The organism is Dictyobacter formicarum, assembly GCF_016587435.1.
Genome location: NZ_BNJJ01000001.1, coordinates 149,850 through 166,259, shown reverse-complemented (window position 1 = coordinate 166,259; position 16,410 = coordinate 149,850). Strand labels below are relative to the sequence as shown.

The 16,410-nt window shown below is 50.6% G+C and carries 10 protein-coding genes; 3 read left to right on the top strand and 7 right to left on the bottom strand.

The window, feature by feature from the left end; all coding sequences use genetic code 11:
- The first annotated feature begins 231 nt into the window (after positions 1-231).
- Positions 232-996: an HAD-IIA family hydrolase gene (locus JMI88_RS00700; protein WP_201359838.1), complete on the top strand. Its 765-nt coding sequence runs from the start codon at positions 232-234 to the stop codon at positions 994-996.
- Positions 997-1,012: 16 nt separating this feature from the next.
- On the opposite strand, the gene JMI88_RS00695 is transcribed toward JMI88_RS00700, so the two are convergent.
- The 4 genes from JMI88_RS00695 to ptsP all read right to left on the bottom strand — a co-directional run bounded on the left by JMI88_RS00695 (position 1,013) and on the right by ptsP (position 9,658).
- Positions 1,013-3,775 (bottom strand): ABC transporter substrate-binding protein, encoded by a 2,763-nt coding sequence (locus tag JMI88_RS00695; RefSeq protein ID WP_201359837.1) that lies wholly within the window; start codon positions 3,773-3,775, stop codon positions 1,013-1,015.
- Positions 3,776-4,318: 543 nt separating this feature from the next.
- Entirely contained in the window at positions 4,319-6,133 is a 1,815-nt protein-coding gene (locus JMI88_RS00690; protein WP_201359836.1) for a PTS fructose-like transporter subunit IIB, read from the bottom strand.
- A 106-nt stretch (positions 6,134-6,239) separates the two neighbouring features.
- The gene (gene pfkB / locus JMI88_RS00685; protein ID WP_201359835.1) at positions 6,240-7,202 is read right to left on the bottom strand and encodes a 1-phosphofructokinase; all 963 of its coding nucleotides are present in this window, start codon (positions 7,200-7,202) and stop codon (positions 6,240-6,242) included.
- Entirely contained in the window at positions 7,199-9,658 is a 2,460-nt protein-coding gene (ptsP, locus tag JMI88_RS00680; RefSeq protein ID WP_201359834.1) for a phosphoenolpyruvate--protein phosphotransferase, read from the bottom strand. The genes pfkB and ptsP overlap by 4 nt, the downstream gene beginning before the upstream one ends.
- A 309-nt stretch (positions 9,659-9,967) precedes the next feature.
- Between ptsP and JMI88_RS00675 the strand changes: the two genes are divergently transcribed.
- Complete coding sequence (locus JMI88_RS00675; RefSeq protein WP_201359833.1) at positions 9,968-10,987, top strand: LacI family DNA-binding transcriptional regulator; 1,020 nt, start codon at positions 9,968-9,970, stop codon at positions 10,985-10,987.
- A gap of 17 nt (positions 10,988-11,004) precedes the next feature.
- On the opposite strand, the gene JMI88_RS00670 is transcribed toward JMI88_RS00675, so the two are convergent.
- On the bottom strand, positions 11,005-12,369 hold the full coding sequence (locus tag JMI88_RS00670; protein WP_236022756.1) for a GNAT family N-acetyltransferase: 1,365 nt from the start codon (positions 12,367-12,369) through the stop codon (positions 11,005-11,007).
- A 1,083-nt stretch (positions 12,370-13,452) separates the two neighbouring features.
- The gene (locus tag JMI88_RS00665) at positions 13,453-14,352 is read right to left on the bottom strand and encodes an NAD(P)/FAD-dependent oxidoreductase (protein WP_201359832.1); all 900 of its coding nucleotides are present in this window, start codon (positions 14,350-14,352) and stop codon (positions 13,453-13,455) included.
- Between the two features lie 186 nt (positions 14,353-14,538).
- On the opposite strand from JMI88_RS00665, the gene JMI88_RS00660 reads away from it, so the two are divergent.
- Positions 14,539-15,462 carry a heme-dependent oxidative N-demethylase family protein gene (locus JMI88_RS00660; protein ID WP_201359831.1) on the top strand — a complete coding sequence of 308 codons (924 nt, stop codon included), beginning with the start codon at positions 14,539-14,541 and terminating at the stop codon, positions 15,460-15,462.
- On the opposite strand, the gene JMI88_RS00655 is transcribed toward JMI88_RS00660, so the two are convergent.
- A complete protein-coding gene (locus JMI88_RS00655; protein WP_201359830.1) occupies positions 15,419-16,336 on the bottom strand; it encodes a glycosyltransferase family 2 protein in 918 nt (305 codons plus the stop codon). The two genes, JMI88_RS00660 and JMI88_RS00655, sit on opposite strands and share 44 nt — an antisense overlap.
- Between the last annotated feature and the right edge of the window lie 74 nt (positions 16,337-16,410).

Sequence of the window (16,410 nt, the reverse complement as noted above, 5' to 3'; positions counted from 1 at the left end):
TATTTCCTTTATTGTTTCTGAGCCTGCAAGATAATTTAAACCGCGCAGATACTTTTATACTGTAGCTATAACTGTGTCTCCTCGTCAAGCCGATAGTACTCCATATGGTTTGCGTGTATTTTTGTGAATGGCTGTCGATGTTAATTGACATTCGGTTGAGCGGTGGGCTACACTATCTTGTGTTTGCTACTCATATACAATTGATTAGCGATTTAGTGAAGGGGGCAAGTAATGGACGGAGTCAAGAATTATCTGATCGACATGGATGGTGTGTTGGTGTGGGGTTCATCGCTTCTTCCGGGTGCAGCTGATTTTATTCATAAGCTACAAGACAAAGGCATCCCTTTTTTGATCTTTACGAATAATTCCATGTACACTCCTCGCGATCTGCAAGTGCGGCTATCTTATATGGGATTAAATGTGCCGGCAGACGCTATTTTTTCGTCCGCTTTAGCGACTGCGCAGTTTCTGGATTCCCAGCGTCCAGGTGGTAGCGCTTTTACCATTGGCGAATCTGGTTTAACGACTGCACTGCATGATATCGGCTATATTTTGACTTCGCAGGAGCCTGAATATGTGGTAGTGGGCGAGACGACGATATATAGTTTTCAACGCATCGCCCAGGCCTGTCGTTTCATCAACGGTGGCGCGCGCTTTATCGCGACCAATCCAGATGTGATGGGACCTGGCGAAGGCGGTTTTGTGCCAGCGACTGGCGCCATCGCTGCTTTGATCAGCGCCGCTACAGGAGTCAAACCGTATTTTATCGGTAAGCCAAACCCATTAATGATGCGCATGGCTCTGCGCAAGCTCAATGCCCATTCAGAAGAGTCCGCTATGATCGGGGACCGCATGGATACCGATATTGTAGCTGGCACCGAGAGCGGCCTGCGTACAATACTGGTGCTTTCTGGTGTGACTAGACGAGAACAGGTGGAACGCTTCCCTTATCGCCCCACCTGGATCCTGAATTCGATCGCGGATGTTGAGATTTAAATCTCAACATCGCTGCTTATTGGGTGATATAGATATTACTCCAATCATCAGGCGCAATCATGTCCATAGCATTCACCTTCAGACCATGTAGATTGGATTGAACCACATAGCTATCAAGGTACTGATAAAGTGGTAACCAGGCCACATCATTGACGAGGTTCTGTTCTGCACTTCTGTACATCATTGTTCTTTGTGGTTCATTCTGCGTAATGTCGGCCTGAGCCAACAATTTTTGTATCTCCTGCTGGCGGGCCGCGTTTTTACTTTGATTCTGTCCATAGGCATAAACATTTTGTGAGGCGTTCTGCGCAAATTGGACTGTTGTCCACTCGCTGGCATCTGGATAACTTGCGACCCAGCCTACGCGCCACATCTGCATATTTTTGACACCTTGCTGGCTACTAATTGCTTTGTAAAAATTGCTGCCTGACATTATCTGTAATTTGACCGTAATGCCCAGATTTTTTTGCCACATCTCTTGCATGGTTGCCATTTCATTTTGTCGTAGCGTATCTCCGCTTTGCGGATAGGTCAACGTAACTGTAGGAAACGTCTGTATGGAAGAAATGCCTTCCTCGTACATGCCTTCCTGTAGCAGTTTTCTTGCCAGGGTAGGATCGCCTGCCGTTGTTTGGATGCCAGCGGGCCCCGTCAGGTTTACGTTCGCACTGGGATCTCCAGCCGGGATGATATGGTTGGTGGGCAAAGCTGTATTTTTTCTGATGAGATCTTTATTGATTGCCAGCGCGAATGCCTGTCGAATTTTAATGTTGTTAAACGGCTTGCTCAAATAATTCATGGCTAAATAATTAGTGGTTAGCTGTAATGAATGATGAAAGCCTGAATCCTGGCTTACTCTATCTATCAGCGATGATGGAATATTGTCGACAAAGCCGACTTGATTTGCCTGATAAGCATTGTAGGCGGTTTCAGTACTGCCGTATGACGTGAACGTGATTTTTGAGAGCGCCGGTTTGCTGCCATAGTAATCAGGGTTAGGCACGAGCACCATTTGTGAAGGCCTGTTCTGAGCAAATTTGAATGGTCCAGAGCTACCACCTTCGCTGAGGTGATTAGTGAATCCCGAAGCATATTTTTCGATCAGAGCTTTTTCAACAACCGAGGCACAAGGAGTTGTCAGCGTATCTAGAAAGTAGCCAATATTTTTTGATAGCTTGAAGATAATTGTGTCAGGATCGGGTATCAAAATACTCTGTCCGATCAAAGACTTGATTTTCCCCGCCGAACGTTGATCTGCCCCTTTAATATATTGCAGGTTGTATGGGCCTGCCCCATATTTTAGCGCCGGGTCAAGCGCGCGATCCAGGCTATAGGCGACATCAGCTGATGTTAATGGTGTGCCATCACTAAACTTGAGGCCATAACGTAAATGAAAGGTCCACGTGTAGCCATTATCACTAGCTTCCCATGAATCAGCAAGCTGGGGCACAATTTCCATGTCGTCATTGAGAGAGAGCAGTCCTGCTGAAGTCATGCTGACTATTTGCATTGATTGGGCGTTTTGAACTGTAGCAGGATCCAAGGGCTCATCTAAACTGTTGGTGGCGGCGATATTGAGCACCTGCTGGCTGGCAGGTGCTATGGAGAGCTCTTGTACTATCGGGCCCTGATGTGTCCAGCTAGAGATATAGCTCAGAAGGTTATCACTGCCGAAGCCGAGAACTACGAGCAGTATAATGGCAATCGCTACAACTTTTAACCAGCCAGGGCGTTTTTTCGGTTTAGCGGGCGCGTTGCCAGCCCTTACCCTCGTTGAGGGGGTATAGTATGGGGTTGAAGATGGGATAGGGGGCGGAATAGGTATCGCAGATGCCTGGGGGGTGGATCCCACCAGAATTGTTGTGGCACTGATCTGTTCCAGGCGTCGCTGAACACTGATGATGGAGGTCGGGCGCTGAGCAGGATCTCTAGCAAGCATTTCCGCCAGTAGTTCTGAAAGTTCTTCTGGCAAGACTACCGGTTTCCTGGTAGCCGAGATATCTTCATCCAATGGATTGTGCCCGGTTAGCAAGGCTTGCAGCGTGGCACCCAGACTATAGATATCTGAACGCTCTGTGGTTTGATCCGAACCATATTGTTCGGGGGCGGCATAGCCTGGGGAGCCAAGCGCCTGCGTATCACGCCTCTGGCCAGGCCTGTACTGGCGCGCGATCCCAAAATCAATGAGGTAAATACGGCCTGTGCGTGTGCGCATAATATTATCAGGCTTAATGTCGCGGAAAATAATGGGTGGTTGACGTGAATGGAGATAGGAGAGTACATCGCAGACCTGAAAAGCGATGGTGAGCGTCTCGGACAAAGGAAGTTGCCCGTCTGGCAATCGTTGTCGATACTCTTCCAGGGTTTGGCCATCGATGAACTGGGCAACGATATACCAGTGCTCCTGATCCATAAAATGAGCATAGACTTTTGGTAGTGCCGGATGTTTGAGCGAACTACCAAAACGTATTTCACGATGATAGGTATCGGTGGCATCAATGATTTCCTGGGGCTTCAAGTCCTTCAACGTAATTTCTTTGACCGCCACGATTTGTTTGATTTGCAGATCTTCGGCTTTATAGACAGTGGCAAACCCACCTTTACCAACACACTCAATCAGGCGATAACGACCTTCAAGAATGGTAATGGTTTGCATCTGTGTCTGCTCATCAAAATCCTGACTATGCAATAATTTATTTCCACAGGCAAAGCAGGTAGTATCGTTTTCTTGATTGGCAGCTCCACAGGTCGCGCAGTAGAGAATATTTATAGATTTCAACTAATATATCCTCGCTCTCTATTTTTACTTTGCTGCTGTTATCGTTGGATATGTTTAAGAGTGTATCTGAAGTCCATTCCCATGGGAAGTAAAGCGCCCCCGTACGGGCGGGCGCATGCGCGCCCGAGCCCTTTTATTCGTTGGTGCATTCGCGCTTTGCGCGAATGCACCAACGAATAAAAGACCATTTGAGCGCTGTAAGCGCGTAGCGTCAGGAGCCGAAGGCGCGAAACATATGTCTTTCAGACACACTCTAAAGAAATATTGCTGATGTTTTTTATGTAGCTAGATGGATATATGCCAGTTAAAACACAAAAACCCTTCTACTAGTTAGACGTCTGTTGTTGGCTATTTTATCCTTTTGCAATTGTTTATAGACATATATACCAGTGATTTATTGGCTCAATCATATGCGTGATGTTCCTGACGACTCTACCGGCGCTGCAAAAGTAGACCTGAATAATTAAAACAGCCCGTTGCCTCCACACATTTATCGGTGGAGGCAATAGGCTATGTATATTTAGCGATTGAGTAAAAAATCTGCTATGAAGCCTGGGCTAACTCGGCTTCAGCCTTGATAACTGCTGCGTTGCTGGCGAGTGGGCGCTTGGTAAAGAAGAGGACGCCCGTGGTGACTAATGTACCTGCCACGATAGCGATGAGATAGGGCAGCAGATTGGTAACTGCTCCAGGGATAAGCAGGACAAAGACGCCTCCATGAGGAACCTGCAGCCGGCAGGCGAACAGCATTGAGAGTGCGCCAGCCACGGCTGATCCAATCATAGTGGCCGGAATGACACGGAATGGATCGCGAGCAGCAAAGGGGATGGCTCCTTCGGTGATGAAGGAGATGCCCAATACTGCCGCTGCCTTGCCTGCATCCTGTTCTTCAACCGTAAAGCGATTTTTGAACAGGTAGGTTGCCAGGGCCAGACCAAGCGGCGGAGTCATGCCCGCAGCCATCACAGCAGCCATCGGCGCGTCTACATTGCTGCTCAAGAGTCCTACCGAGAATGTATAGGCCGATTTGTTGATTGGACCCCCCATATCGATGGCCATCATACCGCCGAGCAGTAATCCAAGCAGTAAGGCGTTCGTACCCTGCATGGTCCTTAGCCAGTTGGTGAGGGCTACTAGCATAAAGCTAACCGGAGCACCAATTACATAGACCATCAGTAAACCAACGATGGCGGTACTGAGCAAAGGAAGGACCAGGACCGGTTTTAAGCCAGCCAGATTTTTCGGCAGGTCGATCCATTTGTTGAGATAAGAGGTGATATAGCCTGCCAGAAAGCCTGCAATCAGACCACCTAAGAAGCCTGCGCCAATCGAAGTAGAGAGCACGCCACCAATCATACCAGGCGCCAGACCAGGCCGATCCGCGATCGAGTAGGCGATATAGCCCGCCAGAATGGGAACGATCAGGCTGAAGGCACCTGTGCCACCACCGATCTGGTTTAATGCCCAGCCGATTGTTCCTGGATGTTTGGCGGCGTCGATGCCACCAACGGCAAAGGAAAGCGCGATCAAGAGTCCACCAGCAACCACAAAGGGAAGCATATATGAGACACCAGTCATCAAATGTTTGTAGATACCTGCACTGGCGGCGGACCTTTTACTTTTAGCATCCTGAATCTGAGAAAGATAATCCTGTGAAGGAGCGCTGGCTGTGGCGGCGGCACCGGTCGCGGTTTGGGGACCACGGGCGGCCAGTGTCAGGGCTTTGTTCAGGACACCCGGGCCATTTTGTAGCGCGTCGTGAGTAGAGGTTTCATAGACTGTCTTGCCTGCAAAGCGTCCTTGATCGACTTTTGCATCGGCCGCAATCACCACCACATTGGCTTTTTGAATCTCGTCTGCAGTCAGCGTATTTTGCGCACCGACCGAACCCTGAGTTTCCACTTTAATCTGGTGTCCCAATGTTTCGGCGGCCCGTTCCAATGCCTCGGCGGCCATAAAGGTATGCGCGATACCAGTTGGGCACGACGTAATAGCAACGATGCGCGCATGCTCAATTTCTTGCGGGGGAGCAGGAGGAGCGACCGCACTCGCTGGCTGTTTGGCCAGAGCCTCTTCAATGATTTGCTGGCTCTGACGAATTGCCTTACTGGTCGTAGTTTCATAAATTAGCTTTTCGGGAAAGCGGCTCTGATCGACTTTTGCATTGGCGGCGATAATCACCACATCGGCGGCCTGTATATCGGCTGCAGTCAACTGATTTTGTGCCCCGACCGAGCCTTGCGTCTCCACTTTAAGGGTGTGCCCTAAGGCTTCAGCGCCACGCTGAAGTGCTTCAGCGGCCATAAAGGTATGGGCAATGCCAGTTGGACAGGATGTGATTGCCACAATCTTTGCCATTGTAAAACTCCTTTGAATGGGATAAGACCATGCTTCTCTGCATATACTAAATACAATCTTTATCCAGATCCTTGCCTGAGTTTATATTTGTTACCAACTCTGCTAATTATTCTTCCTGGGCCTTGGAGGCTGGTTGGAGCGTGCGTATCTGAACCTGGCTGGCATACTGTTGGAGTGTATGGCGATCCGGTAAGTGAGGACCAATACGCGTGATGGTACCCGCTGAAAAAGCGGTTGCCAGTCGCGCGCATTCAGCTAGTGGTAGCCCCTCATTGAGTCCAGCAATTAAGCCAGCGACCATGGCATCGCCAGCACCAACCGTGCTTTTTACGCTCACCGCAAGCGGTTGAGCTACCAGGGTGGTATGTTGATCAACAAACAGAGCGCCATGTTCTCCCATCGAGACCACAACCAGACGCACGGTGTCCTGTAACAATTGTCTGGCACCCTGTTCAATACTTAGCTCATCCTCCAGTGGGCGCTCTACTAGCTGTTGGAGTTCATCAATATTTGGTTTGAGGATAGTTGGTCCTGCCTGCGCACCAGCGCGCAAGGCAGCCTGACTGGAGTCCAGCACAATATTTTTGCCCAGTGTTTTTAAACGCTCAATGGTGGTTGCATAAAAGTTGGTTGGCAATCCGGGGGGTAGATGTCCCGCCAGCACAAACCAATCGCAGGTCGCGGCGAGTTGTTCTATGCGTGCAGTGAGCTGCTCAACATCAGCTGCTGACGGTTGAAGCCCTGGCATGTTGATATCAGTCGTCTGTCGCCTGGCTTCATCAATCACTTTAATGCCAGTACGTGTTTGGCCCGGCAAACGGATGAAGGCATCTTCGATCTGTTTTTGCCTGAATAGTTGCTCAAAGATCGTGGCGTTATCGCGACCCAGAAAGCCGGTTACCGCCGTGGCATGACCATAGTCGGCTAGAAAAGAGGCCACATTGACCCCTTTTCCCCCCGCATCCAACTGCATTTCCTGGCCACGATTAACCGTAGCAGGTTGAAAGTGATCCACGCGTACAGTTAGATCGATGGCAGGATTAAGCGTAATCGTTGCAATTTTACTCATAGACTGCGTACCTCGGCGCTGGTGCGACATTGTAGCGCTTTGCGGGCGATTTCCTGCATAGTTTGCAAGGATGAGTTACGGATATGGGCTTTAATGGTGGCAATACTTGGAATGCTGACACTCAATTCTTTTACCCCCAGCCCCGTTAAAATGCTTGCTCCCAGTACATCGGAGGCCAGGCCGCCGCACACGCCGACCCATTTGCCTTCCTGGCTGGCCGCCTGTACGGTCTGAGAGATCATATGCAATATGGCTGGATGTAAGCTATCAGCCTGTTTGGCCAGTTGAGGATGGCCACGATCCATTGCCATCACATATTGTGTCAAATCATTGGTGCCGATGGAGAAGAAGGCAATCTCTTTGGCCAGGTGATGGGCCAGCATGACTGCTGAAGGCACTTCAACCATGATGCCGATCGGTACGGTGGGAGCATCAAGCTCCTGGCGTACCTGTTCAGCGATGGCCGCAGCTTTCTGCCAATCCTCAAGCGTTGCGATCATAGGGAACATAATGCTGACCGGACCATAGGTGGCCGCCCGATAGATGGCGCGCAGCTGTGGGATGAACAGGTCAGGATACTCAAAGCAGAGTCGTATGCCACGAATACCCAGGAATGGATTAGCTTCTTTGGGTAAATTCAGGTAGCTGACCTCTTTATCGCCGCCAATATCCAGTGTGCGGATAATGACATTCTGGCCTTTCTGCGTTTGGATGATGTCGCGGTAGACGGCAAATTGTTCGTCTTCAGATGGGGCACTCCTGCGCTCCAGATAAAGAAACTCGGTGCGCAGAAGTCCGACGCCCTCCGCTCCGGCTTCAGCCGCTTTCTGGGCGTCGCGGATATTACCGATGTTGGCAGCTACCTCTACACGATGTTGATCGCTGGTGATCGCGGGCGCAAAGCGCTCGGCCCGGGCTGCATCTTCTTGCTGTTGGGCTTGCTGCTGCAGCTGGCGCACATGCTCGATATCGGCATCAGCGGGTTCTAGATAGAGTTTTCCTGATGAACCATCCAGAATGCAGGCGCTCCCATCAGCGATATTCAAGATCTCTTTGTCTGCCCCGACAATAGCCGGGATGCCTAGTGAGCGAGCAATAATGGCTGTGTGCGATGTCGGGCCGCCTCCAACCGTACAGAAGCCCAGCACCGCCTGTGGATCGAGGGTCGCTGTATCAGATGGGGCCAGGTCGTCCGCTACCAGAATGACAGGATGGTTATCCAGCTGGATTTCCTGCTGCCGGATTCCTGTTAAATGGTTTTGTACACGCAGGCCGACATCTCTGAGGTCGGCGGCACGGCCAGCCAGGACAGGATCACTCAGTTGCTGTAATGCATCTACACGTTCCTGGATAGCATGGTTCCATGACCAGGCTGCGCTGTGACCCTGATAGATAAGAGAGATAGTCTGCTGAATAATGCTGCTATCGGTGAGAAATTCGCTGTGGGCCTCAAAAATCGCTGCCTGGCTGGCTCCTGAGCGCGCACTCACATCGGCATGAAGTTGCTCAAGCTCCTGCTGAGATACATCCAGTGCCTGCTGCAATTTTTCGCCCTCTTCAATAGGATCGCCAGCAGCATCTTCGATCGTGGCAACGCGATGAACATACGTTTTTAGCGGTCCGAACACAATGCCTGGCGCTGCTGAAATGCCGCTAATAGTAGCGCTGGCCTGCTGTGGGGTCCAGGAGACCGCCTCCGAACGCTGCGTGGCCTCAACCTCTTCTTCGCCTAAATTTTGCGCAAGAGCCTCTTGCAGGGCCTTGAGCGCAGTGCGAGCATCCTCACCTTGCGCGGAAACACGGATCTGGGCGCCTCGTTCAACGCCCAGCTGCAACAACGAAAGCAAGCGTTTGCCGTTCCCAACGCGTTCCCCGTGGCGAACCAGAATATCGGCTTTAAAACGCTTGGCCAGATTGACAAACATGGCCGCTGGACGGGCATGTAAGCCGGTCTTATTACTTACTATGGCCTCAAAAAAATGCTCATAGTCGGCTGGTTGATTGGTCGCGATTGGAGCTTCAGCGGCGCGCTCGCCAGTTAAAGCCTGGATGATATCTTGAGGATTGGTGGTTTGAGCCAGCAGGGCGACCTGCTTTTCATCGCTCAGCACACGGGTCAGTCGGCGCAAGACCTCGATATGTTCGTCCGATTTGGCGGCGATACCCACAATCAAGCGCGCAGTTTCACCTGGATTCCAGGTAACGCCTGCTGGAACCTGAAGTACAGATATGCCGGTACGCTTGATGAGATCACGATGCTCATTTAAGCCATGGGGGATAGCGATGCCATTTCCCAGATATGTATTGGCAACTTTTTCGCGTTGCTGCATACTGGCTACATAGTCAGGGGCAATGTTATTGCTATTGATAAGAAGCTGTCCTACAAGATTGATTGCCTCTTGCTTGTCACGCGGACTGGCATGCAAGCTGATCTGTTGTTCATTGATCTCAATCATGCGAGCTCTCCCAGAGTCCTACAACTGAATAGCCTTCAATAAAAAGGTCAACAATGACCTTCGACTCTTGTAATCGATTACAATATATGTATTGATTGTAATCGATTACAAGATATATTGTCAAGGAATTTTGGGGTAGTTTTGTTTTAATTTGCCCGAATATGTGGTATAATATTTGCAATCGATTACAACATTGCCTATATACATAGAAGTTTCTCGTCGCCGGGATTGCAAAAGGTATCTCTGATTGAGAGCTAATAGCTTTTGAAAATCTAGTTCTGACTACTCTGGTCAATTGAGGGAGTGGGTATGGCGAGCATTAAAGAAGTTGCCGAGACGGCTGGTGTTTCTACCGCTACAGTCTCGAGGGTACTGTCGCATGGACAGCATGTACGCCCCGAGGTACGGCAGCGGGTAATGGAAGCGGTCGAAAAATTACACTATCGCCCCAATCTAGTGGCGCGCAGCCTGCGTTCTCAGCAATCGAACACAATTGGCCTGATTGTGTCAGATATCCGCAATCCTTTTTTTACTTCGATTAGTCGAGTCGTTGAAGATATCGCTTATGCTCAGGGTTTTACTGTCCTACTCTGCAATACCGATGAAGACGCCAATAAAGAGTCTATTTATTTACAGTTGATGCGTGATACCAATGTGGCGGGCGTCATTTTTTCCCCGACGCGCCAGACCGCAGCCAGCCTTTCTCAACAGCGCTTCGATTTTCCCATTGTGATGGTAGATCGTGTAGTAGCTGACTTTGAGGCCGACACAGTTCTATTGGATAATGTGGAGGCGGCGTATCGTTTGGCGACCCACTTGATCAATAATGGCTTTAAACGCATCGGGGCCATTTTTGGAGAGACTAGTTCCACGGGTCTGGAGCGACAGCAAGGGTATGAGCAGGCTCTGCGGCAGCATGGTCTGCCTGTGCTGGCTGAATATATCAAGCACACGCAGCCACGCGTTGAGGCTGGTTATGCAGCTGCAACCGCATTAATGAAATTACCACATCCGCCAGAAGCTATATTGACCAGCAATAGTCTGACCATGGAAGGAGCGTTGCAAGCGATTCGCGCGGCCAACCTTTCGCTGCCTGAAGATATGGCGCTAGTAGGTTTTGACGAGACTCCCTGGACCATGCTGGTGCAACCCTCGATTACGATCATTGCTCAGCCTACCTATGAGATTGGCAAGATTGCTGCTGAGTTGCTGATCCAGCGTATTGCTGATCCATCGCGACCTCCACGCCAGGTTATTTTGCGTGGCCAGTTACATGTGCGCGGCTCCAGTGCCCCATTGCGGACGGGCGCGGATGCGCCCGTTCGCTAACTACATGTTGAGCATATTTACAGCACTATCGCCCAGGATGGTTTAGCCGGGAATAAGGTGTTGAAGAGCACTTCATTATTTACCCAGGCGTCGGGATAGGACTGGCGCAGTTCAGCTAAACTGCGGTAGCCAAGTAGCGCCTTGAAGAAAGCCAGTGGCGGAAAGCCACCATCAGCACTGTAATTCATGACAGTCGAACGCCAGTCTTCAACCGTCTCTAAGCGTCCTTCTTTGAATGCCAGGCGCAGGCCCCCACGATAGAAATCCAGTTTCAACTCGCCTGTGAACCCCTCTACTGGAGAGTTAAGCAACCGTTTTTCCAGCGCGGGCGCAATATGGCGTATGAAGCGAGGTAAATCCGCGATACGAATGTACCAGGCATAACCCGGCTCTGTAATGGTGGCTACGCTACCCAATGCTTCATAAACAGGATGTTGCTGTCCCAGGTAAAATTTGATCTCGCTGAACGCCTCTGTGTCGGGTTTGTATGCCGGTATCTGCTGTCCATAGGATTGCAGGGCCCGCAAAAGCGATGATAGCATCGCCTGTAGATTGAGATGGGGTCTGGTATACATGCTCCAGACATTGAGGGAGCGGCCTCTGCGCTGCATTGGTACCGATAGCCATCCCTGTACCTGTCCCTGGGCGTCGACTATAATCTGGGTTGATGGAAACTCGGCGCGCGCTGGATGATCGTGCCAATCTTCCACCAGCCATTGCATATAGTCTTGGTCAACCAGCGTCGATACGGCGTGTGAAGACCGGTCACGCTGCGCGTAGATCGCCTGCATCTGCGGGAGATCTGTTTCAGTTGCCTCGCGCAGTGTATAGAGTTCGACCTCTCCCTCTTTAGCTTTGGGAATGGATGTCAGATAAACCCCTTTACCGCTGTCCAGATCTAAGGCATATTCATAGCCAAACTGGCGATAGAAATAGTAGATGCCCGTGATCCCATCCAGCAGTCGCCCCTCGGCCGCGCTGCGGGCATGGACAAATTCGAACAGGGTACGCACCAGGCCGCGATTACGGTAATCGGGATGGCTGAAGACAATTTCTGGTCGGCTCATCTTAAAGGGAATATCATCGTAATACCATTCCATGCGTTGCAGGCAGATACCTGCGACGACGGGGTTACCCTCTTTATTGCGGTCCTCAACAATCGCGTAGTCATCTGGTCCCATGATAGGTATCCGACCACTCATATACACCCTGACGGCATTCGCTAGCCTATCATTAAAGGGATCTGATTCCTTACCACGAAAGACCTGTCCAGCGGCCTGGGCGATCTTTTCGGTATCGGCTGCTGTTGACCAGTGTGCTATCAAGCCATCGCCCAGATCACGTGTATAGTCAGCTGCCGCGATATCCAGGGTAATTGACATGCTTATCCTCCTCATTTCTATGGAACTAACAGAAGTCATTGGCGAGCAAAAACATACGACTGCAAAGGGAACCCGGCAATGTAACCCGTGGATATATGCCGCGCAAGGCAATAAAAAAAACCGTGGGTTCTCATTGGCTGGTGCCCACGGTCAGAAGGTGTGTTTGCTACCTATGCTATTGGGTAGAAGTCAGAATGTGTGACACACGATCCGAAAATGGGCAGGCTGCCCCTATGGTCCGGAGATCAGTGTGTGCACAGATATGTGAAGAGTTGTGTGTGGACACGATCACTTTCAGGAGGCTCCAGCTAGAAATTTGCAGCAGTGTATGTGTACATAATTTCATTGCATACCCTCCTTTCTGTCTATCGTCTATAGAAATGTTATCACAACCATTACAACTATAAAATATAGGTTGCTATCTGTCAAGCTATGACGTTAAAATGCTTACTCTTCTTTTCTGAAAGCGTCTGAATACCATGCTTTTCGTGCCTTCAAGCTGAGGCAAGGAGGAGGAGATCATGCCCCCGGCATGCTCGTCATGCCCCCGGCATGCTCGTCATGCCCCCGGCATGCTCGTCATGCCCCCGGCATGCTCGTCATGCCCCCGGCATGCTCGTCATGCCCCCGGCATGCTCGTCATGCCCCCGGCATGCTCGTCAGCACCTATGACGGCACGCGCCTGCGGCGCTCAATAGATCTTTTATGTGTTGGTGCAACCTGTGCGCTTTGCATACAGGTTGCACCAACATGTAAAACAGGCTCGGGTGCGCATTCACCTGTCCGTACGGGGGCCTGGCTCTTACAGGCATAGGTTTTTTGGATTCGCGCTGGAAAAGCGGGGATGCAAGGGGCGGCGAGCCCCTTGACTGGGGGATTGGGGGCTGTGCCCCCAACTCCTCCTCCCTCTCCGTGCCGCCCGCAGGGCGGCATCAGGGGTCTCAGGGGCTACGCCCCTGAAAAACCTACACCTGTAAGGGGGCCTGGCTTCCCATGGTGATGGACTTCAGACACATTTTTATTTGCTGGCGCAAAAGGGGCGCAAAGCGCTAGATTTGCGCCAGCAAATAAAAACGAAAGAAGCTATGCTTCTTTCAGAGCCTGATAGCTGCGTGTCAGCTCTTCTTTTTGTAGTTCCATGTTGATCATTACAGCAAGCTCGACACCGTCAGCGACCGCGCCACTCACCCAGCGTGTCTGGTAGACATCGCCAGCTAGATAGATACCTGGAGCGATTGGTTCTTGATATTTTTCTGGTAGAGTGCAACCGAGTGCGTCAAGCAATTCCAGGCGCCGTACATGCTGGGTTTGTATGAAGATCGCCCGTCGCGGTAGAACAGTGCCATCGACAAAGACAATGCTTTCAAAACGCTGTTCAGTGCCTTCCAGCCTGGCGATAGGCTCCTCATGAATTCGGATGTTGTGCTGGTGTAGGAACGCCTGCTTCCTGGCGTCCAACTGGCTGGGACCATTGGTACACAGTATAATGTCCCGGCTCCATTGCAGTAATTGCAGGGCCAGTGCTTCGCCGGCTGGTCCCTGACCAAAGACGGCCAGCGGCTGGTCGCGTACTTCCCAGGCATCGCAGTAAGGACAGGAGAAGACGCCGGCGCCATAGTAGCGCCGAAATCCCTCAATGGGTGGGACGACGTCTTTCAGACCAGTGGCCAGCAGCAGTATGCGGGCCGTATGTATCGACTCATCTGAGAGGGTGACCGTAAAAAAGTTGCTTTCGCGCTTTGCATCGATCACCGTGGTAGAGCGTACTTCTACGTTTGTATACTGCTGTAGTTGTTCTTTGCCAATGCGTCGAAATTCTGCCGGCGCAATGCCATCACGGGTTAGAAAGCCATGCATCGCATGGGAGACAACATTACGTGGCTGCCCATTATCACAGATAAGTACAGATCGACAACAACGTCCCAGCATCAATGCAGCGCTCATGCCAGCAGGACCAGCACCAATAATAATTACATCAAACACGTACGAGGCCTCCAAAATTTGTTGTAGGAATATATTGCATGTGGCAAATATGTCGCATATTTTAAATTTATTGCCTTTCCAAGCTCTTTATGTATATTGTATTGAAGCCTCCAAATGTGTGTTGATTGTGGGTATACTTATGGGGTTATAATGATGTTTGCAGAACGAATGCGAGGAGTTTACAGATTGTTTCCGTACTTTCCTTTTGAGTATGAGCGGTTTACGATGTCCATGGGTGTGCAGGCGCTCGGTTCTGGCAGTTTGATTGAGGTCGATAGCGATCATTACGATGCAGAGATAGCGCTAAAGCACCGGCTTTTAGCTGAAGATACTTCCTATTATTTTCAAGCATTGCCGCAAACTGAAGCGTTGCAATGGGAGGTGCTGGAATTACTGTTGCCACAACTGGCTGCGCGCTATCCTGATTGGTTTACGTTAAAAATGGAGCAGGGCTGCTGGCACTGGCATAATTATTTGTTGAACGAATACTATGAATTTCAGCCAGGTTCTCTCGCGAGCTTGCCTCTGTTGCCGCTACATTGGTTAGGACGCCAGATTCAAGAAGATCTATTGCTGCTGGCTGGAAGCATGGAAGCGGACTTCCCTTTGGTGGCCGGGCTATTATGCTTCCCCAACTCCTGGTGCCTGGAAGAGAAGCTTGGACAATCATTCATGGCTATCCATGGTCCTGTACCTTTATTTGCCGAGCAGATGGGGCGCTCTTCGCAGCTATTATTGCAGCGCCTGAAGGCTGACCGTCCCGTCTGGCGGCTGAACTGGGCCTTTCGCAGCACCGCCCGGCTTGATATCACGCCTCGGGCCGCCGATGAGGTGCGGCAGTCGTATGCGACCCTATCAGCAGACACGATTGGTGAGCAATGCCTGCTGCGTGTCGAGCGTCAGACCCTGACGCGCCTGCCAAAGACGGGTGCAATCCTCTTTACCGTGCATACCTATCAAACGCCTGTCGCCAAAATCGCTGCTGATCCAGTAGCAGCTCAAAAGATGAGCAGGGTTCTGGCCACTACACCCGCAGAGATGCTTGCCTATAAAGGGATTTCTCCTTTCATCGATCCGCTCCTGGCCTATCTTCAGAAGTGTTATTCCTAGCCAGCAGCCATTGCAGGATGCCAACGTGGAATGCCAGCTTGGCCAGAAAAATAAAAGGAGCATAGAGCAGGACACGTGGATGCTCTGCAATATTGACTCGGATAATCAGGAGGGTAATGCTCAGGGAAATAGGCAGGAGTAGCAGGGCGTAGACGAAAGGGTGGCGCACCAGCGTGAGCAGCCGGTTGCGCCTGTTCATGTCAGGGTATAATAGCTTGACGTATAAGCCGGACTCACGCCCAAAAAAATAGCTATACCCCATCAATACCTTGAAGCTGTTGCGGCGATGATTGTGCTTCACCTTGATAGCAGGCTGATATACGGTGTGATAGCCAAGCTTCACCAGGCGATAGCAAAAATCTATGTCCTCGCAGACACGCAATGTTTCATTGAAGCCGCCAACCTCTATATAGACCTGGCGCCTGACCCCGAGACTGGCTGAGCAAAGCTGCATCTCGCTTCTTTTATTATTCTGACAAAATGCAAAGCTACTAAAATCGAGGCAGCGAGCAAAAAAAGCATTGGACTTACCCCTGATCTGTCCTCCAACCGCACCAATCTGTAGATCTTGCAACTCGCGCACATTCTGCGCAATCCAATCGGGTCCTGGTTCACAATCATCATCCAGAAAGAGCAGATAGTCTCCACGTGCGATGCGCGCGCCTTGATTACGTTTTTGACCCGGATACATATTGGCCGCTGCATTGACTGTATGTGTAGACCATTGCTGTTCGATGGTTCCACCTGGTTGTCCAACAATGATAATTTCAGTTAGCTCAGCCGGATATGTCTGTCGTTTGAGTTTTTCTAGCACCGTTTCAATGAGATCCGCCCGACTATAAGGGATAATAACACTCACAGAAGCCGTATCCATCAGAATTTTCCCCTTTCATTTCTCATATATTGTATAAATCTGACCGAATCTCATGCCATTCATTGATATGGTGT